The sequence below is a fragment of the Micromonospora chalcea genome (assembly GCF_002926165.1).
GTDB lineage: Bacteria > Actinomycetota > Actinomycetes > Mycobacteriales > Micromonosporaceae > Micromonospora > Micromonospora chalcea.
Genome location: NZ_MAGP01000094.1, coordinates 71,299 through 97,368, shown reverse-complemented (window position 1 = coordinate 97,368; position 26,070 = coordinate 71,299). Strand labels below are relative to the sequence as shown.

General features: G+C 71.3%; 28 protein-coding genes, 1 tRNA gene and 1 riboswitch. Of the genes, 19 read left to right on the top strand and 10 right to left on the bottom strand.

The window, feature by feature from the left end; all coding sequences use genetic code 11:
* On the top strand, positions 1-251 hold a 251-nt coding region (locus BAW75_RS33190; protein ID WP_146074826.1), incomplete at its 5' end, for a DUF881 domain-containing protein.
* Here BAW75_RS33190 and BAW75_RS10335 read toward each other — a convergent pair.
* Positions 170-976, bottom strand: coding sequence for a DUF881 domain-containing protein (locus tag BAW75_RS10335; protein ID WP_043327617.1), 807 nt, complete (start codon positions 974-976; stop codon positions 170-172). The two genes, BAW75_RS33190 and BAW75_RS10335, sit on opposite strands and share 82 nt — an antisense overlap.
* 230 nt (positions 977-1,206) lie before the next feature.
* On the opposite strand from BAW75_RS10335, the gene BAW75_RS10330 reads away from it, so the two are divergent.
* The 5 genes from BAW75_RS10330 (at position 1,207) to BAW75_RS10310 (ending at position 7,472) form a co-directional block, all read left to right on the top strand.
* A complete protein-coding gene (locus BAW75_RS10330) occupies positions 1,207-1,470 on the top strand; it encodes a cell division protein CrgA (RefSeq protein WP_043327616.1) in 264 nt (87 codons plus the stop codon).
* A 179-nt stretch (positions 1,471-1,649) separates the two neighbouring features.
* Positions 1,650-3,848: a (Fe-S)-binding protein gene (locus BAW75_RS10325; protein ID WP_104113418.1), complete on the top strand. Its 2,199-nt coding sequence runs from the start codon at positions 1,650-1,652 to the stop codon at positions 3,846-3,848.
* 138 nt (positions 3,849-3,986) lie between these two features.
* Positions 3,987-5,294: a hemolysin family protein gene (locus BAW75_RS10320; RefSeq protein WP_104113417.1), complete on the top strand. Its 1,308-nt coding sequence runs from the start codon at positions 3,987-3,989 to the stop codon at positions 5,292-5,294.
* A complete protein-coding gene (locus tag BAW75_RS10315) occupies positions 5,287-6,291 on the top strand; it encodes a hemolysin family protein (protein ID WP_064447992.1) in 1,005 nt (334 codons plus the stop codon). Before BAW75_RS10320 ends, BAW75_RS10315 begins: the two co-directional genes overlap by 8 nt.
* 170 nt (positions 6,292-6,461) lie before the next feature.
* Positions 6,462-7,472 (top strand): C40 family peptidase, encoded by a 1,011-nt coding sequence (locus tag BAW75_RS10310; RefSeq protein ID WP_064448126.1) that lies wholly within the window; start codon positions 6,462-6,464, stop codon positions 7,470-7,472.
* A gap of 65 nt (positions 7,473-7,537) precedes the next feature.
* Here the strand turns inward: BAW75_RS10310 and BAW75_RS10305 are convergent, their stop codons facing one another.
* The gene (locus BAW75_RS10305; RefSeq protein WP_104113416.1) at positions 7,538-9,571 is read right to left on the bottom strand and encodes an N-acetylmuramoyl-L-alanine amidase; all 2,034 of its coding nucleotides are present in this window, start codon (positions 9,569-9,571) and stop codon (positions 7,538-7,540) included.
* 238 nt (positions 9,572-9,809) lie between these two features.
* A riboswitch (cyclic di-AMP (ydaO/yuaA leader) is annotated at positions 9,810-9,947 on the top strand.
* Between the two features lie 13 nt (positions 9,948-9,960).
* On the opposite strand from BAW75_RS10305, the gene BAW75_RS10300 reads away from it, so the two are divergent.
* Entirely contained in the window at positions 9,961-10,992 is a 1,032-nt protein-coding gene (locus tag BAW75_RS10300) for a C40 family peptidase (protein WP_104113415.1), read from the top strand.
* Positions 10,993-11,056: 64 nt separating this feature from the next.
* Here BAW75_RS10300 and dcd read toward each other — a convergent pair whose 3' ends face one another.
* Positions 11,057-11,635: a dCTP deaminase gene (dcd, locus tag BAW75_RS10295; protein ID WP_043327610.1), complete on the bottom strand. Its 579-nt coding sequence runs from the start codon at positions 11,633-11,635 to the stop codon at positions 11,057-11,059.
* Positions 11,636-11,713: 78 nt separating this feature from the next.
* Between dcd and BAW75_RS10290 the strand changes: the two genes are divergently transcribed.
* Positions 11,714-12,259 (top strand): pyridoxamine 5'-phosphate oxidase family protein, encoded by a 546-nt coding sequence (locus tag BAW75_RS10290; protein ID WP_104113414.1) that lies wholly within the window; start codon positions 11,714-11,716, stop codon positions 12,257-12,259.
* Between the two features lie 71 nt (positions 12,260-12,330).
* On the opposite strand, the gene BAW75_RS10285 is transcribed toward BAW75_RS10290, so the two are convergent.
* Positions 12,331-13,323, bottom strand: a complete 993-nt coding sequence (locus tag BAW75_RS10285; protein WP_104113413.1) for a zinc metalloprotease — start codon at positions 13,321-13,323, stop codon at positions 12,331-12,333.
* Positions 13,324-13,591: 268 nt separating this feature from the next.
* Here BAW75_RS10285 and BAW75_RS10280 point away from each other — a divergent pair.
* Positions 13,592-13,665: transfer RNA gene (locus BAW75_RS10280), tRNA-Gly, on the top strand.
* 48 nt (positions 13,666-13,713) lie between these two features.
* Here the strand turns inward: BAW75_RS10280 and BAW75_RS10275 are convergent.
* Positions 13,714-14,490 (bottom strand): hypothetical protein, encoded by a 777-nt coding sequence (locus BAW75_RS10275; protein WP_104113412.1) that lies wholly within the window; start codon positions 14,488-14,490, stop codon positions 13,714-13,716.
* Positions 14,491-14,604: 114 nt separating this feature from the next.
* Between BAW75_RS10275 and BAW75_RS10270 the strand changes: the two genes are divergently transcribed.
* Complete coding sequence (locus BAW75_RS10270; protein ID WP_104113411.1) at positions 14,605-15,150, top strand: hypothetical protein; 546 nt, start codon at positions 14,605-14,607, stop codon at positions 15,148-15,150.
* Here the strand turns inward: BAW75_RS10270 and BAW75_RS10265 are convergent.
* Positions 15,128-15,430, bottom strand: a complete 303-nt coding sequence (locus BAW75_RS10265; RefSeq protein WP_013473379.1) for a hypothetical protein — start codon at positions 15,428-15,430, stop codon at positions 15,128-15,130. The two genes, BAW75_RS10270 and BAW75_RS10265, sit on opposite strands and share 23 nt — an antisense overlap.
* Positions 15,431-15,507: 77 nt before the next feature.
* On the opposite strand from BAW75_RS10265, the gene BAW75_RS10260 reads away from it, so the two are divergent.
* Complete coding sequence (locus BAW75_RS10260; protein WP_104113410.1) at positions 15,508-16,119, top strand: dihydrofolate reductase family protein; 612 nt, start codon at positions 15,508-15,510, stop codon at positions 16,117-16,119.
* Here the strand turns inward: BAW75_RS10260 and BAW75_RS10255 are convergent.
* Both BAW75_RS10255 and BAW75_RS10250 read right to left on the bottom strand, forming a co-directional pair.
* Positions 16,098-16,604 (bottom strand): GNAT family N-acetyltransferase, encoded by a 507-nt coding sequence (locus BAW75_RS10255; protein WP_104113409.1) that lies wholly within the window; start codon positions 16,602-16,604, stop codon positions 16,098-16,100. The two genes, BAW75_RS10260 and BAW75_RS10255, sit on opposite strands and share 22 nt — an antisense overlap.
* 9 nt (positions 16,605-16,613) lie before the next feature.
* Positions 16,614-17,009 (bottom strand): VOC family protein, encoded by a 396-nt coding sequence (locus BAW75_RS10250; protein WP_043327600.1) that lies wholly within the window; start codon positions 17,007-17,009, stop codon positions 16,614-16,616.
* 87 nt (positions 17,010-17,096) lie between these two features.
* Between BAW75_RS10250 and BAW75_RS10245 the strand changes: the two genes are divergently transcribed.
* From BAW75_RS10245 to BAW75_RS10230, 4 genes are all read left to right on the top strand, one after another.
* Complete coding sequence (locus BAW75_RS10245; RefSeq protein WP_104113408.1) at positions 17,097-17,990, top strand: LysR family transcriptional regulator; 894 nt, start codon at positions 17,097-17,099, stop codon at positions 17,988-17,990.
* Between the two features lie 32 nt (positions 17,991-18,022).
* Entirely contained in the window at positions 18,023-18,589 is a 567-nt protein-coding gene (locus tag BAW75_RS10240; protein ID WP_104113407.1) for an NUDIX hydrolase, read from the top strand.
* Between the two features lie 76 nt (positions 18,590-18,665).
* Positions 18,666-19,718: a MerR family transcriptional regulator gene (locus BAW75_RS10235; protein WP_104113424.1), complete on the top strand. Its 1,053-nt coding sequence runs from the start codon at positions 18,666-18,668 to the stop codon at positions 19,716-19,718.
* A 50-nt stretch (positions 19,719-19,768) separates the two neighbouring features.
* Positions 19,769-20,650 carry an LLM class flavin-dependent oxidoreductase gene (locus BAW75_RS10230; protein WP_104113423.1) on the top strand — a complete coding sequence of 294 codons (882 nt, stop codon included), beginning with the start codon at positions 19,769-19,771 and terminating at the stop codon, positions 20,648-20,650.
* Here BAW75_RS10230 and BAW75_RS10225 read toward each other — a convergent pair.
* A complete protein-coding gene (locus tag BAW75_RS10225) occupies positions 20,647-21,060 on the bottom strand; it encodes an ASCH domain-containing protein (protein WP_104113406.1) in 414 nt (137 codons plus the stop codon). The genes BAW75_RS10230 and BAW75_RS10225 overlap by 4 nt on opposite strands.
* A gap of 39 nt (positions 21,061-21,099) precedes the next feature.
* The gene (locus tag BAW75_RS10220) at positions 21,100-21,648 is read right to left on the bottom strand and encodes a phosphoribosyltransferase family protein (protein WP_199495948.1); all 549 of its coding nucleotides are present in this window, start codon (positions 21,646-21,648) and stop codon (positions 21,100-21,102) included.
* Positions 21,649-21,808: 160 nt separating this feature from the next.
* Here BAW75_RS10220 and BAW75_RS10215 point away from each other — a divergent pair, with 160 nt between their 5' ends.
* From BAW75_RS10215 to BAW75_RS10200, 4 genes are all read left to right on the top strand, one after another.
* On the top strand, positions 21,809-22,441 hold the full coding sequence (locus BAW75_RS10215) for a septal ring lytic transglycosylase RlpA family protein (RefSeq protein WP_069089158.1): 633 nt from the start codon (positions 21,809-21,811) through the stop codon (positions 22,439-22,441).
* Positions 22,442-22,509: 68 nt separating this feature from the next.
* The gene (locus BAW75_RS10210) at positions 22,510-23,637 is read left to right on the top strand and encodes a PP2C family protein-serine/threonine phosphatase (protein WP_104113405.1); all 1,128 of its coding nucleotides are present in this window, start codon (positions 22,510-22,512) and stop codon (positions 23,635-23,637) included.
* A 116-nt stretch (positions 23,638-23,753) separates the two neighbouring features.
* A complete protein-coding gene (locus BAW75_RS10205; RefSeq protein WP_104113404.1) occupies positions 23,754-25,610 on the top strand; it encodes an acyl-CoA dehydrogenase in 1,857 nt (618 codons plus the stop codon).
* A 185-nt stretch (positions 25,611-25,795) separates the two neighbouring features.
* Complete coding sequence (locus tag BAW75_RS10200; protein ID WP_013283345.1) at positions 25,796-26,065, top strand: DUF6458 family protein; 270 nt, start codon at positions 25,796-25,798, stop codon at positions 26,063-26,065.
* Positions 26,066-26,070: the final 5 nt, after the last annotated feature.

Sequence of the window (26,070 nt, the reverse complement as noted above, 5' to 3'; positions counted from 1 at the left end):
GCTGCGTCGGTAACACCCTGCTGCTGCACGGCCGGGTGTACTCCCCTCCTTTCAAGATCGTGGCAATCGGCGACCCCGCGGAACTCCAGCGGGCGCTCGACCTTGGGGAGGAACGCGGTGGGCTCCTCCTGGCGGTCGTGGCCGCGGCGGTCCCGGGGGTCGCCGCCGCTCACCGGGGCACCGTCGCCGACTGCAACGCGGTGGAGTCCTCGAACGCCGGCACGGTGACTGTGGAGACGCGCTCGACGTAGCCGAGTTGGTAGTGCTCAGCCACTTCCTTGAACACCCGCACTCCCTCAGAGGCGGCGAGCGCCCGCTGGAGTTCCGCGGGGTCGCCGATTGCCACGATCTTGAAAGGAGGGGAGTACACCCGGCCGTGCAGCAGCAGGGTGTTACCGACGCAGCGTACCGCGCTGGTGCTGAGCACGCGGACGTTCATGATTGACATGGCCTCCGCGCCGCCGGCCCAGAGCGCGTTGACCACCGCCTGGACGTCGCCCTGGTGCACGACCAGGTCGTCGTTGCTGGCGCCCTTGGGCAGCGGCTGGTCGGGCCGGCGGTCGGCGTCGTTCAGCTCGACCGTCACGCCGCTGCCGGTGAGCGCGGTGAACCCGGCGGCCTGCCGGCTCGCGGCGGCCCGGTCCCGCTCGGTCTTGATCGGCCCGTCGGCGCCGGCCAGCGCGGCGGTCTGCTCCTCCACCTCGGTGCGGAGCCGGGCGGCCTTCGCCTCGCTCGCCGCCACCTGCTCCCGGCGGTCCTCGATCAGCTGGGTGAGCTGGGGCCGGCGGTCCTCGCGCAGCGGCGTGCCGCCCGCGGTGGTGGCGGTGGTGGTGAACAGCAGCCCGGCCGCGGCGGCGATCAGGGGTACGCCGATCGACCAGCCCGGGCGGCGCTGGCGGGCGCGCCGGGGCAGCAGGGCGGCTGCCGCGCGGCGGAGGACCTTCTGCCAGGAGGCGGCGCCGGACGTGTACTCCACCGGGCGTTCCCTTTCCCGTCGTCTCGTTCCGGCTCGCGCCGATGCGAACCGACCTGATCGACCCGGAAAGTCCGCTCTTTCCGGTTACTGAGTGCACCGGCCTGGCCCCATTCGTGGCCTGGACGGTCCGTCGGGACTACGCTAGCTGTCGAACATTATTGGCCATGGACCGTCGCCCTCGCGCCCGGTTGTCAGGCCGGACGAGGTCGTACCCCCCTCTGGAGAGCGTCGTGCCCAAGTCTCAGGTCCGCAAGAAGAAGGTGTACACCCCGCCCACGGACGTTCGTCCGACGGCGACGGCGTCGACGCGCAAGCCTAGCCCGGTCTGGCTGCCGGTCACGGCGGTCGCGCTGATCGTGGTCGGCATCGGCTGGCTGGTGCTCTACTACCTGTCCGAGCAGGCGTACCCGGTCGCCACCTGGGGTTACTGGAACCTCGCTGTCGGCTTCGGCGCGATGGTCTCCTCGCTGATCCTGCTCTCCCGCTGGCGCTGAGCCGGCCGCCCGTCGACCGGTCGTAGGTCACGCCACGCCGCCCCTGCCAGGCGCTTCGTCGCCGCTACACCTAAGGTGTGCGCAGGGCGGCGTGGCCTGGTGCGAGAAGACTCACGTTACTGCTGGGTAACCTTGCGCGTAGGCTGCACGGACAAGCAGCAGACCGGGAGGCCAACTCGATGGGCAGCGTCCAGATCGTCACCACGATCCTCGCGGCCGCCATCACCGCTGTCGCGGTGTGGCTTGCGGTGCGCGCGGTCATGAAGATGACCGCCGTCATCCGGCTCGGTCAGCCCGCGCCGGAGCGCTTCGGCGACAAGGGCGCGCGTACCAAGAAGATGCTGGTGGAGACCGCAGGTCACACCCGCATGCTGAAGTGGAGCGTGGTCGGCGCCGCCCACTGGTTCGTGATGGTCGGCTTCATCGTGCTGTCGCTGCTGGTGCTGGAGGCCTACTTCGAGGTGGTCTCGACCGGCGGCGGGCTGCCGATCATCGGGCACTGGACGATCTTCGGCCTGGTCACCGAGTGGATCGGCATCCTCGGCCTGGTCGGCATCCTGGTACTGATGGCGATCCGCCTGCGCAACCGGCCGGGCCGCGCGGAGAACCGCTCCCGGTTCACCGGTTCGAGCATGTGGCAGGGCTACTTCGTCGAGTGGGTCGTCCTGCTGGTCCTGATCTTCGGGTTCGTGATCCGGGGCTTCAAGGTCGCCACCGACCACTTCGAGTACCCGGTCTGGGCCGCCCCGCTCAGCCACGCGATCGGCTCGGTCCTCCCGAACTGGGAGGCCGGCGTCAGCGTCGCCGCGCTCATCAAGATCTGCATCTCGATGACCTGGCTCATCGTGATCTCGCTGAACGTCACCATGGGCGTGGCCTGGCACCGCTTCCTGGCCTTCCCGAACATCTTCTTCAAGCGCGACCCGGAGAAGCCGGCCGGCTCCGGCCTTGGCCCGCTGCGCCCGATGACCAGCGAGGGCAAGCCGCTGGACTTCGAGGAGGCCGACCCGGAGAAGGACCAGTTCGGCGTCGCCCAGGTCGAGCAGTTCAGCTGGAAGGGCCTGCTCGACTTCAGCACCTGCACCGAGTGCGGCCGCTGCCAGTCGCAGTGCCCGGCCTGGAACACCGGCAAGCCGCTGTCGCCGAAGCTGCTGGTGCTGAGCCTGCGCGACCACGCGTACGCCAAGGCGCCGTACCTGCTGGCCGGTGGCGGCAAGGACCTCACCGGTGAGGAGAAGGCGACGCAGGAGCAGCTGGCCGGCGTCGACGTGCTCGCGATGGCCGAGGCCGAGCGGCCGCTGATCGGCACCGCCGAGGAGGGCGGCGTCATCGACCCGGACGTGCTCTGGTCCTGCACCACCTGTGGCGCGTGTGTCGAGCAGTGCCCGGTGGACATCGAGCACGTGGACCACATCGTCGACATGCGCCGCTACCAGGTGCTGATCGAGTCGAGCTTCCCGTCCGAGGCCGGCGTCATGCTGCGCAACCTGGAGAACAAGGGCAACCCGTGGGGCGCCCCGCAGAACACCCGCGAGGACTGGACCAAGGGCCTCGGGTTCGAGGTGCCGCGGGTCGGCGAGGTCGACGACTTCGAGTACCTGTTCTGGGTCGGCTGCGCCGGCGCGTTCGAGGACCGGGCCAAGAAGACCACCCGTGCGGTCGCCACGCTGCTCAACGAGGCGGGCGTCTCCTTCGCCATCCTCGGCGAGGGCGAGACCTGCTCCGGTGACCCGGCCCGCCGCATCGGCAACGAGTTCGTCTTCCAGATGCTCGCCCAGCAGAACGTCGAGACGCTGAACGAGGCGTTCGAGGGCCGGGAGAAGAGCAAGCGCAAGATCGTCGCCACCTGCCCGCACTGCTTCAACACGCTCGGCAACGAGTACGGCCAGCTCGGCGGCGAGTTCGAGGTCGTGCACCACACCCAGTTGCTGGCCCACCTGGTCAGCGCCGGCAAGCTCACCCCGGTGCAGCCGGTGGACGGCGGCGTCACCTACCACGACCCGTGCTACCTGGGCCGCCACAACCGGATCTTCGCCGCGCCGCGTGAGGTGCTCGGCGATTCGATCCAGGGCGAGCTGACCGAGATGCCGCGTAACAGCGAGCGCTCCTTCTGCTGCGGCGCCGGCGGCGCCCGGATGTGGATGGAGGAGAAGATCGGCAAGCGGATCAACGTGGACCGGGTCGAGGAGGCCATGTCCACCGGGGCGAAGACCATCGCGGTCGGCTGCCCGTTCTGCTCGACGATGCTGAACGACGGCGTGAACGGCAAGGGCGCGGGCGAGCAGGTCGAGGTGGTCGACGTGGCCAGCGTGCTGCTGCGCTCGGTCAAGCCGGAGGCCCCGGCCGGCGAGCCGGAGGTCGCGTCGAGCGCGAGCTGAGGCGTACCCCGGCAGAAGCCGGACCACGACGGCGGCGGCACCCGTGCGGTGCCGCCGCCGTCGCGCGCCACGGGGGCCCACCGTCGGCGCTCGCGTGCCACAATCACGCCCATCGACGGCCTTCTTCTTCTGACGCTGTTGCCCCTGGTCGGTTTCGTGCTGCTGACCGCCGGCAACGCCTTCTTCGTCGCGGCCGAGTTCGCCCTCGTCACCGTGGACCGGGCGGAGATCGACAGGCGGGCCGCCGAGGGCGACGGGCGGGCCGCCACGGTACGCCGCGCGCTGCGCGAACTGTCCTTCCAGCTCTCCGGCGCGCAACTCGGTATCACCCTCACCGCGCTGCTCACCGGCTACCTCGCCGAACCCGCGCTGGCCCGGATCTTCGCCCCGCTGCTGCATCCGCTCGGCGGCGCGGAACGCTTCTCCGGCCTGCTCGCGCTGGCCCTGGCCACGCTCATCTCGATGCTCTTCGGCGAGCTGGTGCCGAAGAACCTGGCGCTGGCCCGGCCGATGCCGGCGGCGCTCGCCACCGCCGCGCCGATGCGCGCGTTCTCCCGCACGTTCGGCTGGCTGATCCGGCTGCTGAACGAGTCCGCCAACCGGCTGGTGCGCCGCCTCGGCGTGGAGCCGCAGGAGGAGCTGGCCAGCGCCCGCTCCCCGGAGGAGCTGGGTCTGCTCGCGGCCATCTCGGCGCGGGCCGGCGCGCTGCCGCCGGACACCGCGATGCTGCTGCGGCGCACGATCCGCTTCGGTGACAAGCGGGCCGCCGAGGCGATGACGCCCCGGGTGGACGTGACAGCGCTGCGCGCCACCGCGTCCGTCGCCGACCTGCTGGACCTCTCCCGGCAGACGGGCCGGACCCGGTTCCCGGTCTACGAGGAGACGCTCGACCTGGTCACCGGCGTCGCCGGGGTGCCCGACGCGCTGGGGGTGCCGCTGGCCCGCCGGGCCGTCACCTCGGTGGCCGCGGTCGCCCGGGAACCGGTGTACGTGCCGGAGAGCCTCAACCTGAACGGGGTGCTGGCCGCGCTGAAGGCCGCCGGGGCGGACCTGGCGATCGTGGTGGACGAGTACGGCGGCACCGACGGCGTGGTGACGGTGGAGGACCTGGTCGAGGAACTGGTCGGGGAGATCGCCGACGAGTTCGACCCGGACGCGGTCGACGACGCCGGGCCGGTGGAGCTCACCGTGCCGGGCGGCGAGCGGACCGTCCTGGCCGACGGCGTGCTGCGCGCCGACGAACTGGTCGAGCAGACCGGGTTCCGGCTGCCCGACGGGCCGTACGAGACGCTGGGCGGCTTCCTGATGGCGCGGCTGGGCCACATCCCGGTGCCGGGCGAGACGGTCGACGAGGCCGGGTACGAGTTCACGGTGGTGGAGGTCGACCGGCACCGGATCGAGCAGGTGCGGGTGGTGCGCCCCGAGGAGCCCGACGACGGTGCCTGAACTACTCGTGGCGGTGGTGTTGCTGCTCGGCAACGCGTTCTTCGTGGGCAGCGAGTTCGCGCTGATCGCCTCCCGCCGTACGGTGATCGAACCGCTTGCGGCGACGTCGAAGCGGGCCCGGTGGGCGCTGGCCGCGATGAACCAGATCCCGCTGATGATCGCCGGAGCGCAGCTCGGCATCACCGTCTGTTCGCTCGGCCTCGGCGCGATCGCCGAGCCGGCGCTGGCCCACCTGCTGGAGGGGCCGTTCGCCGCGCTGGGGATGCCCGCCTCGGCGGTGCACCCGGTGACCTTCGTCATCGCGCTGGCGGTGGTGGTGTTCCTGCACACGGTGGTCGGCGAGATGGTGCCGAAGAACATCACGCTGGCCGGTCCGGAGCCCTCGGCGCTCTGGCTCGGCCCGGCCATGCTGGCGTTCTGCCTGGTCACCAAGCCGTTGCTGCTGGCGATGAAGTGGGCGTCCCGGCAGGTGCTGCGGTGGTGGCGGGTGGAGGCGACAGACGCGGTGAAAACCGTGTTCACCGCCGAGGAACTGGCCGGGCTGGTCTCGCAGGCGCGTACCGAGGGGTTGCTGGACGCCGAGGAGCACGCCCGGATCACCGGCGCGCTGGCCCTGCACAGCCGTACGGCGGCGGACGCGCTGCAACAGTGGTCCACTGTCACCACAGTGGCCGAGGACGTCTCACCGGCGTCGCTGGAGGTGCTGGCGACCCGCACCGGCCGGTCCCGCTTCCCGGTGGTGCAGCGGTCCACCCGCCGGGTGCTCGGTTTCGTGCACGTGAAGGACGTGCTCGGGTACGCCGGCGCGAGTCGCCGGGCCCCCGTGCCGGCCGCTGTCTACCGGCCGCTGGCGGTGGTGCCGCCGGACCGTACGCTCGCCGACCTGCTGCTCGCGATGCGCCGCGAACGCCGCCACATGGTGCTGGTCAGCGACGGACGGCGGCCGATGGGCGTGGTGACGCTCGACGACGTATTGACAGCCATCGTCGGAAGATGAAATGAATACCCTTGGTGTGCAATCGATTGCGGATACGTGATTGAACAAACGGTCGCCTTGATTCCACCGGAGGCCTTCCCTAATGTGGGGCACCGACCGCTGTGGGTCGTCTGCCTCGATCTTCCCTCTCGCGAGGCGCCCGGCGGTCGGTTGCAAAGGAGTCCGTGCCGGTGGCAACCACGCCCCCTCAACGTCACGCCCCGAGCGCTCCACCCGGCCGACGTGCCGGGTTCCACCGGATGGCACGCCGTCTGGTCACCCTGGTCGCGGCCGCCGCGGTCGGCGCCGGGATGCTGACGGCTCCGGCGCACGCGGCGCCGTCGGTGGACGAGATCGACGCGCAGATCGACAAGCAGTGGGAGCAGCTCGAACCCACCATCGAGCAGTTCAACAAGGTCCGCTCGCAGCTTCGCGCCAACCAGAAGAAGTCCAAGGCGCTGAAGGACAAGATGGTGCCGCTGGAGCTGGCCTCCACGCTCGCCATGAACAAGGTCGGCGACATCGCGGCCCGCTACTACATCCAGGGCCCGTCGCAGGAGCTGGGCGCGCTGCTGGTGAGCACCAAGCCGGGCACGCTGGCCGAGCAGCTGGTCATGCTGGACCGGATCGCCGACGACCAGCGCCGTCAGATCGCCGGTGTGCTCAAGGTGCGGGACGAGTACAACAGGCAGAAGGAGAAGCTCGACGAGCTGATCGAGCTGGAGACCAAGCAGCAGAACGACCTCGCGGCGAAGAAGAAGCAGATCGACTCGGAGATCAAGCGGCTCACCGCGATGCTGCCGGTGACCTCGATCCGCCCGGCGGGCTGCCCGAAGATCGACGGCGTGGTGAGCAGCGCCGCGCGTACCGCGATCGCGACGGCGTGCGCCCAGGTCGGCGACCCGTACGTGTGGGGCGCCACCGGCCCGAACGCGTTCGACTGCTCCGGCCTCACGCAGTACGCGTACAAGGCGGCGGGCATCTCGCTCACCCACTTCACCGGCGCGCAGTGGAACGAGGGCCGCAAGGTGTCCCGTTCCGAGGCGCGCCCGGGTGACCTGGTGTTCTTCGGCTCCGATCTGCATCACGTCGGGCTCTATCTCGGCAACGGGGTGATGGTGCACGCGCCCCGGACAGGCAAGCCGGTCCAGGTGTCGAGCATCAACACCCAGCCGCTCGCCGGCTTCGTCCGGGTCACCTGACCTCGGTCACACCGAAAGGCCCCCGGTCCGCACGGACCGGGGGCCTTCGCGTTCTCGGGGAGAGGTCAGCGCGGCGCGCCGACCGGGGACGGCAGGATCAGCACGTCGTCCAGGTTCACGAACATGATCCGGTGGCCGAACTGGACCTGCACGTACTGGTTCTTCCCGCGTACCACGGTCCGGTCACCCGGTGCGGAACCGTCGAACGAGACCGCCCGGTAGTACTCGCCGGGCAGCACCCCGCCGACCGCGTACCGCTGGCCGGCGGCGAACGTGTACTGCAGCGGAGAGATGGCCTGGTACGGGATGGTGTCCGGGTAGGCGGACTGCTCCGGGTAGGCGCGGCCGTACACCGGGATGGTGGCCTTGCCGGGCCGCGGGGTCACCACGAAGCCGGTGGCCCACTTGGCGGTGGGCGCGGAGGTCGGGTTGTGGAACCACGCCTTCTGGCCGAGGTACCAGATCGCGGTCCAGTCGCCCTGCCGGCCGGCGAGCACGTACGTCTGGCCGGCCGAGGCGCGGGCGCCGTGGTCGGAGATGTACATGGTGTCCGGCGTGCCGTCCGGGCGCAGCCCGAGGTCGTTGACGAGCGGGGCGTCCGGGCTCGGCGCGGTCCGCAGGATCACCGCGGAGGAGCCGCGCGAGGGGCACGGCTGCGCCGGCGGGGTGGGCGTCGGGACGCCGGGCGGCTGCTGGTTGCAACCGGTGAACGCGGGCCGGTTGGTGGCGAAGTCCGGGTCGATGGTGACCAGGCCGGTCTTCGCCGTGCCGGTGCCGCGGAACGGCGCCTTCATCAGGTCGAAGTAGTGCGACCAGTCCCAGTAGGGCCCCGGGTCCCAGTGCATGCCGCCCACGTTGGCGGCGGTGATGCCGGGCACGTTGTCGTGGCCGATGATGTGCTGCCGGTCCATCGGGATGCCGAACTTCAGCGCCAGGTGGCGGACCAGCTTGGCGGAGGTGCGGTACATCGCCTCGGTGTACCAGGTGCCCTGGCCGGCGAAGCCCTCGTGCTCCAGGCCGATGGACTTGGCGTTGACGTACCAGTTGCCGGCGTGCCAGCCCACGTCCTTGGTCTTGATGTGCTGGGCGATGTAGCCGTCCACCGAGCGCAGCGTGTAGTGCCAGCCCAGGTAGTCGGCCCGCTTCACCAGGTCGACGCTCGGGCCGAAGTAGCCCTCGGTGTCGTGGATGACGATGTACTCGATCTTCTGCTGCTTCGGCCGGTCAGCCAGGTCGTGGTTGCCGTAGTCGCCCGGGTCGTCGCTGAGCTGCTCGTAGGGCGCGGGAATCCACTCGCAGGCCAGCCGGACCGGGCACTCCAGTCCGTCCGGCCGCTGCGCGGTGCGCAGGCCGATGCGGGCCAGCCGGGAGCGGTCCGGCTTCGCGGCGGTGGCGGCGAGCGTGACCCGCTGGCCGTCGTCGGTGGTCCGGGTGGCGCCCTGGCCGAGCTGGTCGTAGACCTCGTCGGCGAAGGCCGCCGCCGCGTCGGCGGTGTCCGCGCCGGAGTAGCGGGCCACCGCGGCGTACCAGGCCGCCGGGTCGGTGCCGGCGCCGACCGGCCCGCCCAGAGCCTTCTGGTACGACGACAGCAGCGCCGCGCCGCCGCGGATGTTCGCGGCCGGGTCGGTGCGCAGCGTCCCCGCGTCCAGCCCGGTGAGCGCGGCGGCCGCGTCGAGCGTCTGGAGCGAGGCGCTCGGCAGCGGCGTCTCCCGCGTCGGCGCGGCGGCGGTGGCCGGGTCGAGCTTCAGCGGCCGGGAGTCGTCGCCGCGCGGGTCCTCGTCCTCGTCGACGTGGGCGCTGCCCGGCGTGGCGAGGATGTGCGCGGCGTCGGTCAGGTGCATCGGGCCGTAGCCGCCGCTGGTGCTGGGCTGACCCGGGTGGGTGTCCCAGCGGGACTCCAGATAGGAGACACCGAGCAGCACGTTCTGGGGCACGCCGTACTCGGCCGCGGCGGCGGCGTATTGTTGTTGCCGGTCGCTCGCGGGCGCGGACGTGTCCGGCGCGGCGGTAACCGGGCCGGTGGTCGCCAGCGCGGTGGCCGTGGCCACGGCGGCGGCGAGCAGTATCCGTCTGCCCGACGGCGGGGCGGAGAGGTGCATCGAACCTCCTGGACAGGGATGGGGGTCACTGCGTTTCCACCCTCACTCCGCACACCCGCGATGGTCAATCCCTTTCCAGTAAGTAATCAGTCGTGAAAGAAAATTTCACCTCCGTGCGCGGTGTGGCGCTGGATCGCGTACGGAGTGTCACGGCGCTGGAAGTTGCGGATCGATAACGGTGGTCCCTACTCTGGTGAATCGTCGGCCGCACGTCTCACCGTCCAACCCGGTCGGTGACGGTCCGACACCGCCGAGTCGCCTCCGGGCGAGCCGGGGAACCAGGTACCTGGGGTGAATCCGCAGCGCTGCTGCGGTAGGGCGGCTCCCTTCCCGCCCGAATCCGTCAGCTAACCCGGTAGGCGGTACGGAAGAAGGAGTACGGACGCCCGGTGGCACTCCATGCCCCGCGGCCGTCGTCGAACCGGTCGGTCGACCGGTCCAGCGCCGCGCCGCGTTCCCGCTGGTCCCGCTTCACCACCGCCCTCGCCGCACTGGTCGGCACCGCCGTCGTACTGACCGGCGGCGCCACTGCGGCACACGCCGAACCCTCGGTCGCCGAGATCGAGGCCCAGATCGACCGCGACTGGAACAAGCTCGAACCGGTCATCGAGCAGGTCAACGACGTACGCGAGCAGCTCGCCGCGCGGCGCAAGCAGGCCGACGCGCTCGGCCGCCAGATCGCACCCCTCCAGGCGCGGGTGGACGCCGCGCTCGGTCAGGTGGGCGGCCTCGCCGCCGACGCCTACAAGGCCGACAACCTCTCCACGGTCAACGCGCTGCTCGGCAGCCGCTCACCCAGTGACCTGGTCGACGGCCTGGAGCTGCTCGACCGGTTCGCGCACCGCCAGCACGAGCAGGTGCGCTCGGTCGCCGCGCTGCGCGACGAGCTGGCGGCGAAGAAGAAGCCGCTGGACGAGATGATCGCCGGCCTGGCGCGCACCGAGGCCCAGCTCGCGGCGAAGAAGAAGCAGATCGACGCCGAGATCGCCAAGCTGGAGAAGCTGCGGCTCAAGGTGTACGGCAAGGGCGGCGGCGGCCCGCTGCGCCCGGCGCCCTGCCCGGCCGGCTATCCCGGCGGCCCGGCCGGAGCGGCGGTGAAGTTCGCCTGCGCCCAGATCGGCAAGATCTACGTCTGGGGCGCCGCCGGCCCGGACCACTTCGACTGCTCGGGCCTCACCATGGCGGCCTGGGCCAAGGGCGGCGTCTCGCTGCCGCACAGCGCACGCCAGCAGCACGGCGTGACGAAGCGCATCAGCCGGGCCGAGCTGCGCGCCGGCGATCTCGTCTTCTACTACAGCGACCTGCACCACGTGGCGATGTACGTGGGCGACGGCTGGGTGGTGCACGCCTCCCAGTCCGGCAAGCCCATCACGATGAAGCGGGTCGACGACGGCGACATCAACAGCTACGGCCGCGTGTAAGGAAGGGCCCCCTCTTAACGCCTCCGGTAGAGGAGGGGGCCCTTCTTAACAACTGCGGGCGGCGTCAGCGCGTCGGCCAGGTGCGCCAGCTCTGCCAGGACCGGCTCGGCGTCGGGCCGCGCTGCCCCTGGTAACGCGAGCCGTAGACGGCCGAGCCGTACGGGTGCTCGGCCGGCGAGGAGAGCCGGAAGATGCAGAGCTGGCCGATCTTCATGCCGGGCCAGAGCGTGATCGGCAGGTTCGCCACGTTCGACAGCTCCAGCGTGACGTGACCGGAGAAGCCGGGGTCGATGAAACCGGCTGTCGAGTGGGTCAGCAGACCCAGCCGCCCCAGGCTCGACTTGCCCTCGAGCCGGCCCGCGAGCTGGTCGCCCAGCGAGATCACCTCAAGCGTGGAGGCGAGCACGAACTCGCCCGGGTGCAGCACGAATGGCTGGCCCTCGGGCACCTCCACCATCGAGGTGAGGTCGTCCTGCTGGACCGACGGGTCGATGTGTGTGTAGAGGTGGTTGTTGAAGACCCGGAACAGCCGGTCCAGGCGTACGTCGATGCTCGACGGCTGCACCAGCGTGGGCTCGAAGGGCTCCAGCGCGAGCGTGCCGGCCTTGATCTCGGAGATCAGGTCGCGGTCGGAGAGCAGCATCGGAACACCATAGCGACCGGTATGGGTGACCTGCGTGTCGCACTACTTCTTCGTACACGTGTTCGATAGGATGTCCGCATGGCTTCCTGGTCCGAATTCGCCGCCGACGAGCCCCGCCTCGCCGGCGAGATCCGCCTCCTGATGCAGCAGTACGGGCCGGGCTTCGGCTACCTCGCCACGGTCCGCGCCGACGGCGGCCCCCGCGTCCACCCGGTCTCCCCGGTGTTCACCGACGACGGCCTATGGTGCTTCGTCATCGACTCGCCGAAGCGCCGTGACCTCGAACGCGACGGCCGCTACGCGCTGCACTCGTTCCCGCCCGAGGAGAGCGACGACGAGGCGTACGTCGCGGGGCGCGCGCTGCCGGTGACCGACCCGGCCACCGTGACGCGGCTGGCCCGGATCGCCCGCGCGTCGCCACATGGTGACTGGCGGCTGTTCGAGTTCACAGTCGAGGCGGCGATGCTGACCCGGCGCGACCCTGTCGCCCAGCCCGGCGCCGCTCCGCCGCAAGTGCGGGTGTGGCTCGACCCGCTCGGGGCCGAACCGGCCCGGCGTGAGCCGGTGGGCGCGGAGGGCCGGCGCGGCCGGCACGGCTTCGACACCCGCCGCCCGGCCGCCTGACCTCGACCCCGAAACGAGCGGTGCCGGCCCGTCCGAGGACAGGGCCGGCACCGGTACGCGGTACGAGGCGGTCAGGCTGCGCGGTAGGCGTTCCACGCGGTGAGCATGCGGCTCGCCTGGCCGGCGGTGAACTGGTACATGCAGGAGTCGTACGTGTAGTCCATGAAGTTGGTGATCGGGTCCTTGCCGGCGGTCGAGCAGGTGTCGCGGCCGGTCGGGCACTGGTACGCCGGGGACGCCTCGGCCGGGGTGTCGGAGACGCTGTCGCCCGAGCCGGAGCAGCCGCCCTGGAAGGTGTGGTAGAGGTTCAGCCAGTGGCCGACCTCGTGGGTGCCGGTGTCACCCTGGTTGTAGTTGGTGGCGGTGCCGCCGGGCAGCGACTCGTTGAGCACGACCACGCCGTCCATCTTGTCCAGCGTCCGCTTCGGGAACGTCGCCCAGCCCAGCAGGCTGTCGCTCAGCTCGCCGAGGTAGATGTTCAGCGTGTTCTTGCCGCCCTCGCGCAGCGAGGTCTTCATCGAGCGCTCGGCGGAGGAGCCCTGCACGATCGGGTACCACGACGGGTTGGTCACCCGGTTGATCTTCGTGAGCTGGAAGCCGAAGGCGGTGGCGGCGCCGCCGGTCGAGCCCGCGTACGACTGGTTCAGCACGGTGATCTGCTGGTTGATCATCGAGTCGGTGATGTTGCCGCCGGCCCGGGTGCTGTTCTCCTGGATGACGTGCACGACGACCGGGATCGTCACGGTGGCCAGCGGGGTGACCGCGCCGGTCCGGAAGTTGGCCCGCTCGCGCTGCGCGGCGGCGAGGTCGGCCTCCCGGTCCTGGACCTGCTTGGCGGTCAGGTGGTTGGGGTCGAGCTTGGCGCTGCCGCCCTTCGCGACGCGAGCGTTCGCGTGCTCGTCGGCGTGGGCGTCAGCAGGCTCGGCGCAGACGCCGGCCGGGGCGGCCGAGAAGGCCGAAGCAGCGGGGACGACGCCGACGGCGGCGGTGCTGAGCAGCAGCGCGAGGGTCGACGTCGCGACACCGGCGGTACGCCGGGTCAGCAGGTTGGGACGGAGTCCCATGGGCCCACCTCTTTCTGACGGCGTGCCAGGGGGTGTGTCACGCCGGTGCGGAAACGTGGGGCAGACGTTACATCCCATCGATGCATTTGAGAATGCCCATACGTTTCCGACGTGCAACTTCGCGCCTGCCGGCGCCGGTGAGTGCTTGATCCACTCCAGTTCGGGGAGGTGGCTGGGTCAACCGCCCGCCGATGCCGCCACCTCGCCGAGGTGGCGCGCGCACCTGAGTGCACGGGGGTGGGGGGCTTCAGGTAGAGTGGTGCCGCCTGCGGGTGTAGTTCAATGGCAGAACATCAGCTTCCCAAGCTGACAGTGCGGGTTCGATTCCCGTCACCCGCTCCACGCGAGAGGCCCTGGTCAGGACGCAAGTCCCAGCCAGGGCCTTCGACGTCACTCAGGCCACGGGCGCCCGGCGTGCCAGCGCGAGAGCGGTTTGTCGTACCGCTCGGAATCGGGCAGGCTGAACCGGCTGATGTCCTCGATCAGCTCCGCCGACGCGTCGTGCTCGCGCAGGACGGCCGGCGCGTGCCGTATCACCCACAGTTGCAGCGCGGGGGCCCACGCGTCGATGTCGTGCGAACTCGGCCACGGGAGCGCGTCGCCCTGCAGGTCGTACATCCACTCATCCATGGCCTCGACCAGATGTCGCCGGGCCGGCTCGTTGACCAGCGCCTCCGCCCAGTCGGCCAACCACGGCGTGAGCCTGGTGGTGGCCTCGGCGAGGAACGGCAGGGCCGCATGTGCGGGCACCTTCGCGTCGGGCTCGACCAGAACATGCACCCACCAGACGTTCAGAAACCTCCGCAGGGCGGCCTGCTGCCCCTTCGGCCACTCGTGCCAGGGAGAGACGGCGAAGAAGCGGGCCAGACTGTCCAGCCCTTCCATCGCCACTATTCGGCCGTCCACGAGGCGCTCAGTCACCTGGGGCAGGATCCGGCGCAGCAGCAGACCCGGATAGTGCCAGTCCGCGGCCCAGTACGTGCGTCGGAGCAGCTCTTCGTCGAGCGGCACGTCCGGCGTCTTCAGCAGTGCCAGTTCCTCCGCACTGCCCCAGTGGCACTCGCAGTTGGACTCCTGCTCGTGGGCCGTCATGCCCTGGAACGCGACGGCCACACCCGCCAGCGCCTCGTCCAGGAGGCCGCTTGTCTCAGTCCGATCGGGGATCATGGCGAATCCGCCTTCGAGGACTCCGGAGACGTACGCCTGCCGAAGAGATTGATCTTACGGTGGAGACGGACGGGGCGTGCACTCGATTAACGATCATCTGCCGGAGGTCGCCGAATGACACCGAGCGCTTCGCCGACGACGGACCGGCTCGCCGTCCTGCTCGACTGGGACGGATCGGCGGGAATCGAGGTCGACTGGCCGGCCCTCACCGAGGCCGCCGGCCACCCCTTTCCCGAGGACTACCGACGCTTCGTCGAGCGCTTCCCACACGGCGTCATCGGCTTCCTGGAAGTGCTTCATCCTTCCGCCTGGGGCGTACCGGACTTCCTCCTGTACGCGCGCAACTGGCAAGACGTGATGAACGAGAAGGCGGAGTGTGCGGGTGGCTTCCCCTACCACTTCGGCACCTCCCCGGGAGACCTCCGGGTCTGGGGAGCCGTGAACTTCGACTATCTGCTCTGCTGGCACCTGAACGACGGTCCTCCCGAGCAGTGGCCGACGGTGGTCTGCGATACCGCCCTGATCGACCCGCCCGAGCCCTACGCCGGCACTGCCACCTCATTGCTTGTCGAGATCGCGGAACTGAGGAACCCGGTGCCGGTCATCGGGTACGTCACGGAGATCGACGGGGTGCCCTTCAGGCTCGTCCGGCACGAGTAGAGCGGGTCCACTGGCCCGGGCGGATCCAGGTCTGCCCATCGCCGGGCCGGACCCGCACGGAGTCGCCCAGGTCCAAGGCGGCGAGCACCCCGAAGACGGCGTCCAGGACGGCTCGTCGGTCCGCCGTCACAAGGACGTCGACGTCGAGGTGCGAGCCGTGCTCGCTTGTTCCGGCACCGGTCACCTCGCCGCGCCCGACGAGAGCCTCGTTGAGGGCATCTTCGAGGTCGTCGCGATCGATGTCGATCTGCCCGTCGATGACAAGTTCCACGAAATCCATCACGTACACCTCGGCGATGAGTTGCGGGTCGTTGACGGGTCTGTCGGGGGACGAGCGAAAACCGGAGGAGCAGACCCATGGGTACGTTGATCGTGACCGAGTTCCTGACCCTCGACGGCGTGGCGCAGGCGCCCGGCGAGCCCGACGAGGACCGTGACGGCGGTTTCAACCACGGCGGCTGGCAGATGCCGCTGCTGGACGAGAAGTCCGGCACGGTGATGTTCCAGCAGGCGAGCAGCATGGACGCGCTGCTGCTGGGCCGCAAGACGTACGACATCTTCGCCGGCTACTGGCCGAAGGCGCCGGAGGAGATCCCCTTCACCGGCCTGCTCAACGGCGTGCCCAAGTACGTGGCCAGCCGCACCCTCACCGAGCCGCTGGCCTGGGCGAACTCCACGCTGGTCAACGGTGACCTCGCCGAGCGCGTCACCGAGATCAAGGCCCGCCACGACGAGGTGCACGTGATCGGCAGCCTCGACCTGGCGCAGTCGCTGCTGCGCGCCGGCCTCGTGGACCGGCTCAACCTGTGGGTGTACCCGGTGCTGCTCGGCACCGGCAAGCGGCTGTTCGGCGACGGCACGGTGCCGACCGCGCTGCGGCTCACCGAGTCGGTCACCCACGCCCACGGCACGCTGCAGTTGATGTACGAGCCGGCCGGCGCGCCCGCCTACGGCGACGCCACAGCGTAGGGCACGTCGAGGTCGAGCGTGTGCCGCAGGCCGGGCTCCCCGTCCAGTTCCACCGGACCGTCCGGTACGAAGCCGGCACGCGTGAGCACCGCCAGTGAGGCCGGGTTTGCCAGCGCCGCCGAGGCGACGAGCCGGCGCAGCCCGTACTCGCCGCGGGCCAGCTCGCAGACGCGCCGTACGCCTTCGCCGGCGAGCCCGCGCCCGGCGGCGCGCTCGGCCACGCGGTAGCCCAGCTCGGCGCTGCCGCCTGCGACGTCGACCAGGTTGAAGCGCCCGAGCACGGCGCCGTAGTCGCCGACCAGCACGTGGAAGTGGCAGGTGCCGCGGTCCTGCTCGGCCAGCAGGGCCGCGTGCCGGGCGGCGTAGCCGGTGAAGAAGTCGTCGCCCCGGTCGGGGACGTACCGGGCGAAGTAGGCCCGGTTCTCCCGCTCGAACCGCAGCACGGCGGGCGCGTGGTGGGCGGCGAGTCGTTCCAGCTCCGGCATCGGGCCAGGTTAGGCGTCGGCCGGGTAGGAACGCAGTTCGATTGTGTTGCCGTCCGGGTCGCTGACGTAGATCGAGGTGCCGGTGCCCCGTGCGCCGAAGCGCGGGACCGGGCCGGTCAGCACCGTGAACACCCCGGAGTCGACCACTCGCTGCCAGTCGACCGGCTCCACGACGAGGCAGAAGTGGTCCACGTTGGACCCGGTCGGGTCGCCCGCGATCAGGTCGATGATGGTGCCGGCGTCGATGCGTACGGAGGGGAAGGGCACCTCGCCGGCCCGCCACCTGTCGACCCGCACCGGGGCCAGCCCGAGCGTGCCGCAGTAGAAGTCGAGGGAACGCTCGACGTCGCTCACCGATAGCACGAGATGGTCGAACCCGGTCACCGTCACGAGATCGTTCCGCATGCCGTCAACTCTGGCCCGGCGCGGCGGCGGGACCAACCCCCGATCGCACTACGATCGTTGACTCACGGGCAACGACGGAGGCGCCTTGTGCTGGAGCGGTACGAGATCGAGACGTTCCTGACGCTGGCCGAGGAGCTGCACTTCGGGCGGACCGCCGAGCGGCTGCGGGTGAGCACCGGCCGGGTCAGTCACGTGGTGCGCAAGCTGGAACGCCGCATCGGCGCGCCGCTGTTCGAGCGCACCAGCCGGGTCGTCCGCCTCACCCCGATCGGCGCCCGCCTGGCCGAGGAGATGCGCCCGCTGGTGGCCGGCATCGAGGCGGCGGTGCAGCGGGCTGTGGACGCCGGGCGCGGGCTCACCGGCGAGCTGCGGGTGGCGTACGTCGGCGAGTCGACAGCGCCGGTGCTGCTGCGCGCGGTCGCGCTGTTCACCGAGCGCCACCCGGACTGCGAGGTGCACGTGCACGAGGCGCCGCTGGCCAGCACCCGGTCGAGCCTGCTGGACGGCACGATCGACGTCCTGATCGCCTCGTACCCCTTCGACGGCATGGCGAGCGGCCCGGTGCTGCTGCGCGAGCGCCGGGTGCTCGCGGTGGCCGCGGGCCATCCGCTGGCGGCCGAGGAGTCGGTGTCGCTGGAGGTGCTGGGCGACCATCCGGTGGTGCAGTACCCGGCGGTGACGTCGACCGCGTTCAAGCAGGACCGCACGCCGGACCGCACCCCGTCCGGCCGTCCGGTGCCGAAGGGCCCGGTGGGTGGCAGCTTCTCCGAGATGCTGGCGCTCGTCGCGCTGGGGCGCGGGGTGCTGCCGGTGGGTGAGCAGGCCCGGCAGTTCTACGCCCGCCCGGACGTGGCCTACGTGCCGATCCATGACGCGCCGCCGATCTGTCGCGGTCCGGTGTGGCCGGCCGGGAACACCACATCCCGGGTACGCGAGTTCGTCCGCGCAGCAGCCGACGCCAACCCGCTGCCGCCGGACTGATCCCGTCGTACCCAGGTGGCAGCATCGGCGGGATGCGGGACGAGATCCGGGCACTGGTCGAGGAACTGCCACCTGGGGACGAGCTGGAGGCGCGGCACCGGGAGGCGGCCTTGACCTGGCTGGCCGGCACGGAGGACATCTTCCGCCGGGCCAAGCCGCGTACGCCGTCGCCACACCTGGTCGCGTACTTCCTGCTCCGCGACCCGGCCGACGGCGCGGTGCTGCTCGTCGACCACCGCCTCGCCGCGATGTGGTTGCCCAGCGGCGGGCACGTCGAGCCGGGAGAGCACCCGGCCGACACGGTGCGCCGCGAGCTGCGGGAGGAACTGGGCGTGTCGGCGGTCTTCGCGCCGCCGTTCGGTGAGCGCCCGGCGTTCCTCACCGTCACCGAGACGGTCGGCCCGCCCGAGCACCGGCACACCGACGTGAGCCTCTGGTACGTGCTGTCCGCGGGCCGTGACCAGCGGTTCACGCCCGACTCGGTGGAGTTCGCGGGCATCCGCTGGTGGACGCCGGCCGAGGTGAACGAGGCGCCGACCGGCACGATCGAGCCGCATCTGGGCCGGATGCTCGCCAAACTGGCGGCAACGACGCCTTGACCCGTCCCCTGCGGCAAGGCCCAGCGTGATCGGTGCCGGTCGCGGTGACCGGCACGAGGAGCGCGAGGGAGGCACGGTGCGACTGCTGACCATCGGGGCGTTCGCCCGCGCGACCGGCCTGAGCGCCAAGGCGCTGCGCATCTACGACGACTGCGGGCTGCTGCCCCCGGCCGCGGTGGACCCGCACTCGGGCTACCGCTACTACGCGCCGGAGCAGGCGGACCGGGCGCGGCTGATCGCCGGGCTGCGCCGGGCGGGGATGCCGCTGGCCGAGATCCGTACCGTCTGCGGCCTGCCGCCCGCGGCCGCCGCGGAGGCGCTCGACGCCTGGTGGCGGCGGGTCAGCGCGGACACCGCGGCGCGCGGCCGGGCCGTCGCGCTCCTCGTCGACAGGCTCAGCGAGAGGGGCACCACCATGTCCGAGACGATCTTCCGGTACGCGACGCGCTGCGAGACCGGCACGGTCCGCGACTCCAACGAGGACACCGCGTACGCGAGCGCAGCGCTGCTCGCTGTCGCCGACGGCGTACGCGGTCCCGCCGGGTCCACGGCGAGCGCGGAGGCGGTGGACGCGCTGCGGCCGCTGGAGCAGACGGACGAGTCGCAGGCCGATCTGCTCGCCGCGCTTGCCGACGCGGTGAGCCGGGCCGACCGGGCGGTACGCGCGCACGCCACCGACACCGATCAGCCTGCCACCACGCTCACCGCGCTCGTGCGACGTGGTACCCGGCTCGCGCTGGTGCACGTCGGGGACAGCCGGGCGTACCTGCTGCGCGGCGGTGAGCTGTCCCGGCTCACCCAGGACCACACGTACGTGCAGACGCTCGTCGACCAGGGCCGGCTCACCCCGGCCGAGGCGGGATCGCATCCGCAGCGGGCGCTGCTGGCCCGGGCGCTCGGCGCGGGCGCGGAGGTCGAGGCGGACCTGGCGCTGCGGACCGCGCTGCCCGGCGACCGCTATCTGCTCTGCTCCGACGGTCTCTCCGCCGTGGTGGACCCGGGCGCGCTGCACGGCGCGCTGGCCGAGGCGGACGACCCGGAGAGCGCCGTCGAGCGCCTGGTGGAGCTGGCGTACGCGGCCGGCGCACCGGACAACATCGCCTGCGTGGTGGCCGATCTGGCGGCGTGATCACCGCGACCCGGGTCGGAGTGTCCGACCCGGGTCGTACCCTGGCGGGCATGCGAATCGGCATCGTGATCCTGCCTGACCAGCGCTGGTCGGAAGCACGTCGGCGGTGGGCCCAGGTGGACGAGTGGGGCTTCGACCACGCCTGGACCTACGACCACCTGGGCTGGCGTGACCTGGTCGACGGGCCGTGGTTCGACTCGTGGACGACGCTGACCGCGGCGGCCGGCGTGACGTCCCGGGTCAAGCTGGGGACGCTCGTGGCCTCGCCGAACTTCCGGCACCCGGTGGCGTTCGCCCGGCAGGTGACGGCGCTCGACGACGTGTCCGACGGCCGCGTGCTGCTCGGCCTGGGCGCGGGGGGCATCGGCTTCGACTCGGCGGTGCTCGGCGGCGTGCCGCTGCCGCCCCGGCAGCGCGTGGACCGGTTCGCCGAGTTCACCGAGCTGCTCGACGCGATCCTGCGGGAGGACGGCACGACCTGGCGCGGGGACTGGTTCACCGCAGTCGACGCGCGCAACAACCCGGGGTGCGTCCAGCAGCCCCGGGTGCCGTTCGTGGTGGCCGCGAACGGTCCCCGCTCGATGCGGCTGGCCGCCCGGTTCGGGCAGGGCTGGGTGACCATCGGGCAGGGCAGCGACGACGTGGAGAGCTGGTGGCGGACGGTCACGGAGCTGTCCGAGCGGATGGACCGCACGCTGGAGCAGGCCGGCCGTGACCCGGCGACGCTGGACCGCTACCTCTCGCTCGACTCCGCTCCGATGTTCTCGCTGACCAGCGCCGACTTCTTCGCCGAGCAGGTGGCCCGGGCGGCCCGGCTGGGCTTCACCGACGTGGTGACGCACTGGCCCCGGGCCAGCAGCTGGTACGCGGGCGACGCGGCGGTGCTGGTGGAGGCGGCGGCGCTGCTGCCGGAGCTGCGCCGGGCCGGCTAGGTGCCGACGCTGCCCTCGGTGGAGACCACCCGGAACCGGAGGCAGACGATCAGGGTGTCGTCGGTGACCGGCGTGCCCTGCCGGGCCCAGTAGGCGCCGTGGCCCTCGCGCCACTCCTCGATCGACCTGTCGCCCTCGCCCTCGGCGCGGGCGAAGTCCCACGGCACGTCGGCGAAGCGCACCACCTCGACGCCTGTCACCTCGATCACGGCGACGAACCGGTCGTTGTCGTCGACCAGGACCAGTCGCTCGCCGACGTACTCCAGTTCCTCGTTCTCGTCGTCGTACTCCTGCACGAGGCCGGCGGTGGCGGTCTTCACGCCGGAGAGCACGAGGGTGTTGAGCCGGGTGCGCAGCTCACCGGGCGTGCCGAGGGCGAGTGCGCGCAATCCACCGATGCGGGGCCACATGCCGCCGACGCTACGGCACGCTCCGCCACCGCCGGCGGCTCACGGCAGGTCGGCGCCGGTGAGCAGGGTGCGCAGCCTCAGCCGCGCGGCGACCTCGGGCGGGCAGGTCGCGACGAGCGCGGCGGCGCCGACCAGGTCGGCCCCGGCGTCCCGGACGACCCGGCACAGCGCGTCCAGTTGCGCGCCGGTGTCGACCCAGTCGTCGACGAGCAGCACCCGGTCGCCGGTGCCGAGCCGCCTGCTGTCCACGCCGACCCGCAGCCGCCGGCCCCGGTAGTCGGGGGGTGTCTGCGCCCAGCGCGTCGGCCCGGCCCGGCGTCGCTCGCCGCCGTCCTTGTACGCGGGCAGGAAACCGGCTCCGGTGGCGACCGCGACGAGCGGGCCGAGCAGCAGCCCGGTCACCTCGGGCGCGATCACGACGGTCGGGCGGGCGTCCGGAAAGAGCCCGGCCAGCGCCGGGCCGACCTGGGCGAGCACCTCGGGGTCACGCCACCAGCCGGAGGTGTCGCTGACCAGGTGGGTGCTGCCGGGGCCGGGGTCGATCCACCGGAACAGCTCGACCAGGCGACGGTTCAGCACGGTTTCCATCCTCGGGGATCGGTGGGCCGTTCGGCCGATCGAGCGTGGCGTGATCGGCTACACGTACCGGGGTAAATACGGGCATAGCACCATGATCACGTTGACTTCGGAAGTGCTTCTCTCGTTACGGTCCGGGCCGGTTTGTTCAGTTGACGAAAGGACCGGGCCGGTGGCTGCTAGGCACCTTCGTACCCGCAAGTTCTCCTCGCCCGCCGCCATCGCCGCGACCGCGGCGGTCGGCGTGGCGCTCGCGGTCGGCGGTACCGTCGGCGCCGTGCGGCTCACCTCCGCCGAGCCGCCCGCCGAGCCGGTCGCGGTCGCGACGCTGCCCAGCACGCCCGCCCCCACCTCGGCGGCCCCCTCGCCGAGCGCCTCGGCCTCGCCGAGCGCGAGCCTCAGCCCGTCGCCGAAGGCCACCGCGAGCCCGAAGTCGAGCCGGACCCAGGCGGCCTCCCGGAGCAAGGCCCGGACCGCCTCCCCGTCGCCGACGGCGAAGAAGACCAGCAGCCCGAAGGTCGTGGACAGCGGCTCCTGCGGCGCGTCCTTCTACGCCGAGGGTCAGATGACCGCGAACGGCGAGTCGTTCAACCCGAACGCGCTGACCGCCGCGCACAAGACGCTGCCGTTCAACACGAAGGTCCGGGTCACCAACCCGGACAACGGCAAGTCGGTGGTGGTGCGGATCAACGACCGGGGCCCGTTCATCGAGGGCCGGTGCCTGGACCTGTCCCGCGCCGCGTTCGCGTCCATCGCCGCCACCGGTCTCGGGCACATCCAGGTCCGGTACGAGGTCCTCGGCTGACCGTCCACTCGGCCAGAACTTCCACGGCCGACGGGCCAGGTTCATTCTCCCGTTCACGTCCATCAGGCATGCTGTCCGATGTACGCACGCAACCCTTCCAGCCGGGCCGTCGCCCGCTGAGCCCCGGATCCCGCGCCGGCCTCGGCGCGGCCCTCGGGCTGCTCGCGATCGTCGCCGCGGCGGAACTGGCCGACGGCCGTCCGGCGCACTACCTCGCGCTGATGGTCATCGCGCCGTTCCTGGCGGCGGCGCTGGCCTCCTGGCGGGTGGTGCTCGCGATGGGCGGGCTGGCCACCGCCGTCGGTGTCGCCTTCGCCCTCGCCGAGCGGGGTACCACGCTGGTGACCGCCGTGAACGTGACAGCCATCGCGGTGGGGACTGTCGTCGCCGCGGCCACGGCGGCGGTACGCCAGCGGCAGGTGGACCGGATCGCGGAGCTGTCCCGGCTCGCCTCGGTGGCCCAGCAGGCGGTGCTGCGCCCGCTCGGACCGCAGGTCGGCACGCTCGCGGTGGCCGCCCGGTACATCTCCTCGACCGCTACCGCCGAGATCGGCGGCGACCTGTACGAGGCGATGGACACCCCGTACGGCGTCCGCATGATCATCGGTGACGTCCGGGGCAAGGGGCTGGACGCGGTCCGCCTGGCCAGCATCGTGCTCGGTTCCTACCGGCACGTCGCGTACGAGCGGGCCGACCTGCGCGCGGTGGTGACCGACCTGGACCGCGCGGTGGCCCGCAACGTCGGCGACGAGGACTTCGTCACCGCGGCGCTGGTCGAGGAGCGCGGCGGCACCCTCACGATCGTCAACTGCGGGCACCCGCCGCCGTTGCTGCTGCGCCGGGGCGCGGTGATCCCGCTGGAGCCGCCCGCGCCCGCGCCGCCGCTCGGCTTCATGCCGGTGGTCCGGCCGCGCGTGGAGCGGCTGGAGCCGGGCGACCGGCTGCTGCTGTTCACCGACGGGCTTGGCGAGGCGCGCCGGGACGGCGAGTTCTTCCCCACCGCCGACCGGGCCTGGCCGTTGCTCGGCCACGGCACCGTCGCCGACGGGCTGGCCTCGCTGGAGACCGCCCTGGTCGAGTGGGTGCACGGCCGGCTCGACGACGACATCGCGCTGGTCCTGATGGAGTACGCCGGCCCGTACAGCGCCACCGCGACGCCGGTGCCGAGCTGGGAGGTCGGCGCCGCCGACGGATGAACGGGAAGTGTGTAATCGCTGTCACTTCCGAGATCCGCTTGTCGTTGCCTACCGGTGAGTAATACAGTCTGGAGTTACTGATCGGTAACACCTGTCCGGAAGCGGGGCCAGCGAGCATGACCCACTACAAGAGCAACGTGCGGGACCTCGAGTTCAACCTGTTCGAGGTATTCGGGGCGGACCGGACGCTCGGCCAGGCCCCGTTCACGGACCTGGACGTCGACACCGCCCGCAGCTTCCTCGGCGAGGTCGACCGCCTCGCCCGCGAGGACCTGGCTGCCAGCTACACGGACAGCGACCGCAACCCGCCGGTCTTCGACCCGGCGACGTTCACCGCGCCGCTGCCGGAATCGTTCAAGAAGTCGTACAAGGCGTTCATGGACTCCGAGTTCTGGCGCCTCGACCTGCCGGAGTCCCTGGGCGGCACCAACGCCCCGCGTGCCCTCTGGTGGTCGCTCGCCGAGCTGGTGCTCGGCGCCAACGCCCCGATCTGGATGTACGCCTCCGGCCCGTCCTTCGCCCACGTGCTGCACGTCGAGGGCACCGAGGAGCAGAAGAAGTGGGCCCGGCTGTTCATCGACAAGCAGTGGGGTTCGACCATGGTCCTCACCGAGCCGGACGCCGGCTCGGACGTGGGCGCCGGCCGTACCCGCGCGATCCAGCAGCCGGACGGCTCGTGGCACATCGAGGGCGTGAAGCGCTTCATCACCTCCGGTGAGCACGACCTGAGCGACAACATCGTCCACTACGTGCTGGCCCGCCCGGTCGGCGTCGAGGGCGCCGGTGGCCCGGGCACCAAGGGCCTGTCGCTGTTCGTCGTGCCGAAGTACCACTTCGACGCCGAGACCGGCGAGCTGGGCGAGCGCAACGGCGTCTACGCCACCAACGTCGAGCACAAGATGGGCCTGAAGGTCTCGAACACCTGCGAGGTGACCTTCGGCGAGCACGGCGTACCGGCCAAGGGCTGGCTGCTGGGTGAGAAGCACGACGGCATCCGCCAGATGTTCATGATCATCGAGTACGCCCGGATGCTGGTCGGCACCAAGGCCATCGCCACGCTCTCCACCGGCTACCTGAACGCGCTGGAGTACGCCAAGAACCGGGTGCAGGGCGCCGACCTCACCCAGATGGCCGACAAGACCGCGCCGCGGGTGACCATCACCAACCACCCGGACGTGCGCCGCTCGCTGCTGCTGCAGAAGTCGTACGCCGAGGGCCTGCGCGCGCTCGTCTGCTACACCGCGACCTGGCAGGACAAGGTCACGATCGCCGAGGCGGCCGGTGACGAGAAGGCCACCAAGCTGGCGAAGCGGGTCAACGACCTGCTCCTGCCGCTGGTCAAGGGCGTCGGTTCGGAGCGGGCGTACGAGCTGCTCGGGCACGAGGCGCTGCAGACCTTCGGCGGCTCCGGCTTCCTCCAGGACTACCCGCTGGAGCAGTACGTCCGGGACGCCAAGATCGACACCCTGTACGAGGGCACCACGGCGATCCAGAGCCTGGACCTGATCTTCCGCAAGATCGTCCGGGACAACGGCAAGGCCCTGATGGCGGTCGCCGCCGAGATCCAGGAGCACATCACCTCCGAGGCCGGCAACGGCCAGCTCAAGGAGGAGCGGCAGGCGCTCGGCAAGGCGCTCGCCGAGATCCAGAACATCCTCGGCGTGATGACCGGCTGGCTGGGCGAGGCCCAGGGTGGCGACACCCGCGCCCTCTACAAGGTCGGCCTGAGCAGCCGCCGGTTCCTGCTCGCGATCGGCGACCTGGTGGTCGGCTGGCTGCTGCAGAAGCAGGCGGACGTGGCGCTGAAGGCGCTGGCCGGCGAGGTCTCCGCGGCCGACAAGTCCTTCTACACCGGCAAGGTCGCCGCCGCCCGGTTCTTCGCCCGCGAGGTGCTGCCCCGCATCGGCGCGGACCGGCGGATCATCGAGGGCACCGACCTGGAGATCATGGACCTCCCGGAGGAGGCTTTCTGAGCCCTTCCGGGGGCTTTCACCCCTGAAGCGTCACTCTCCCCCTCACGACGACGGCCGGCGGGCCCCAGCCCGCCGGCCGTCGTCGTGCGTGCGCCCCGGGCGGATAGGCGGCCCGGTGGCGGGTAACCGTCGCGGACCACGACCGGAGTACGCCCAAGGCCATCGCACGGGGGAGTGCAGCGCACATGGGCATTGGTAGCGCCATCTTTCTCATCGCGCTCGGCGCGATCATGACCTTCGCCATCCGGGCCAACGTCTGGTGGATCGACCTGCGTGCGGTCGGCTGGGTCTTCATCCTGGCCGGGCTGGGCGTCCTGCTGACCACGCTGTGGTTCTGGCAGGACCGCCGCAAGCGGGCCCGCACGCTCATCGTGGAGGAGAACCGGCTCTCGCATCCGACCGCGATGATGCCGCCGCCGCCCGACCCGCCGCCGCCGACGGCGCCGCCGTCCTGACGCCG

Excerpts from the sequence above, each read along its gene's own strand:
- BAW75_RS10255 (WP_104113409.1), bottom strand. The coding sequence starts at position 16,604 with ATGCCGGAGCTGGAACGACTCGCCGCCCACCACGCGCCCGCCGTGCTG.
- BAW75_RS10225 (WP_104113406.1), bottom strand. The coding sequence starts at position 21,060 with ATGTGGCCCCGCATCGGTGGATTGCGCGCACTCGCCCTCGGCACGCCC.
- BAW75_RS10270 (WP_104113411.1), top strand. The coding sequence starts at position 14,605 with ATGACACCGAGCGCTTCGCCGACGACGGACCGGCTCGCCGTCCTGCTC.
- BAW75_RS10210 (WP_104113405.1), top strand. The coding sequence starts at position 22,510 with ATGCTGTCCGATGTACGCACGCAACCCTTCCAGCCGGGCCGTCGCCCG.
- BAW75_RS10285 (WP_104113413.1), bottom strand. The coding sequence starts at position 13,323 with ATGGGACTCCGTCCCAACCTGCTGACCCGGCGTACCGCCGGTGTCGCG.
- BAW75_RS10200 (WP_013283345.1), top strand. The coding sequence starts at position 25,796 with ATGGGCATTGGTAGCGCCATCTTTCTCATCGCGCTCGGCGCGATCATG.
- BAW75_RS10275 (WP_104113412.1), bottom strand. The coding sequence starts at position 14,490 with ATGATCCCCGATCGGACTGAGACAAGCGGCCTCCTGGACGAGGCGCTG.
- BAW75_RS10305 (WP_104113416.1), bottom strand. The coding sequence starts at position 9,571 with ATGCACCTCTCCGCCCCGCCGTCGGGCAGACGGATACTGCTCGCCGCC.
- dcd (WP_043327610.1), bottom strand. The coding sequence starts at position 11,635 with ATGCTGCTCTCCGACCGCGACCTGATCTCCGAGATCAAGGCCGGCACG.
- BAW75_RS10325 (WP_104113418.1), top strand. The coding sequence starts at position 1,650 with ATGGGCAGCGTCCAGATCGTCACCACGATCCTCGCGGCCGCCATCACC.
- BAW75_RS10205 (WP_104113404.1), top strand. The coding sequence starts at position 23,754 with ATGACCCACTACAAGAGCAACGTGCGGGACCTCGAGTTCAACCTGTTC.
- BAW75_RS10260 (WP_104113410.1), top strand. The coding sequence starts at position 15,508 with ATGGGTACGTTGATCGTGACCGAGTTCCTGACCCTCGACGGCGTGGCG.
- BAW75_RS10240 (WP_104113407.1), top strand. The coding sequence starts at position 18,023 with ATGCGGGACGAGATCCGGGCACTGGTCGAGGAACTGCCACCTGGGGAC.
- BAW75_RS10250 (WP_043327600.1), bottom strand. The coding sequence starts at position 17,009 with ATGCGGAACGATCTCGTGACGGTGACCGGGTTCGACCATCTCGTGCTA.
- BAW75_RS10230 (WP_104113423.1), top strand. The coding sequence starts at position 19,769 with ATGCGAATCGGCATCGTGATCCTGCCTGACCAGCGCTGGTCGGAAGCA.
- BAW75_RS10290 (WP_104113414.1), top strand. The coding sequence starts at position 11,714 with ATGGCTTCCTGGTCCGAATTCGCCGCCGACGAGCCCCGCCTCGCCGGC.
- BAW75_RS10220 (WP_199495948.1), bottom strand. The coding sequence starts at position 21,648 with ATGGAAACCGTGCTGAACCGTCGCCTGGTCGAGCTGTTCCGGTGGATC.
- BAW75_RS10265 (WP_013473379.1), bottom strand. The coding sequence starts at position 15,430 with ATGGATTTCGTGGAACTTGTCATCGACGGGCAGATCGACATCGATCGC.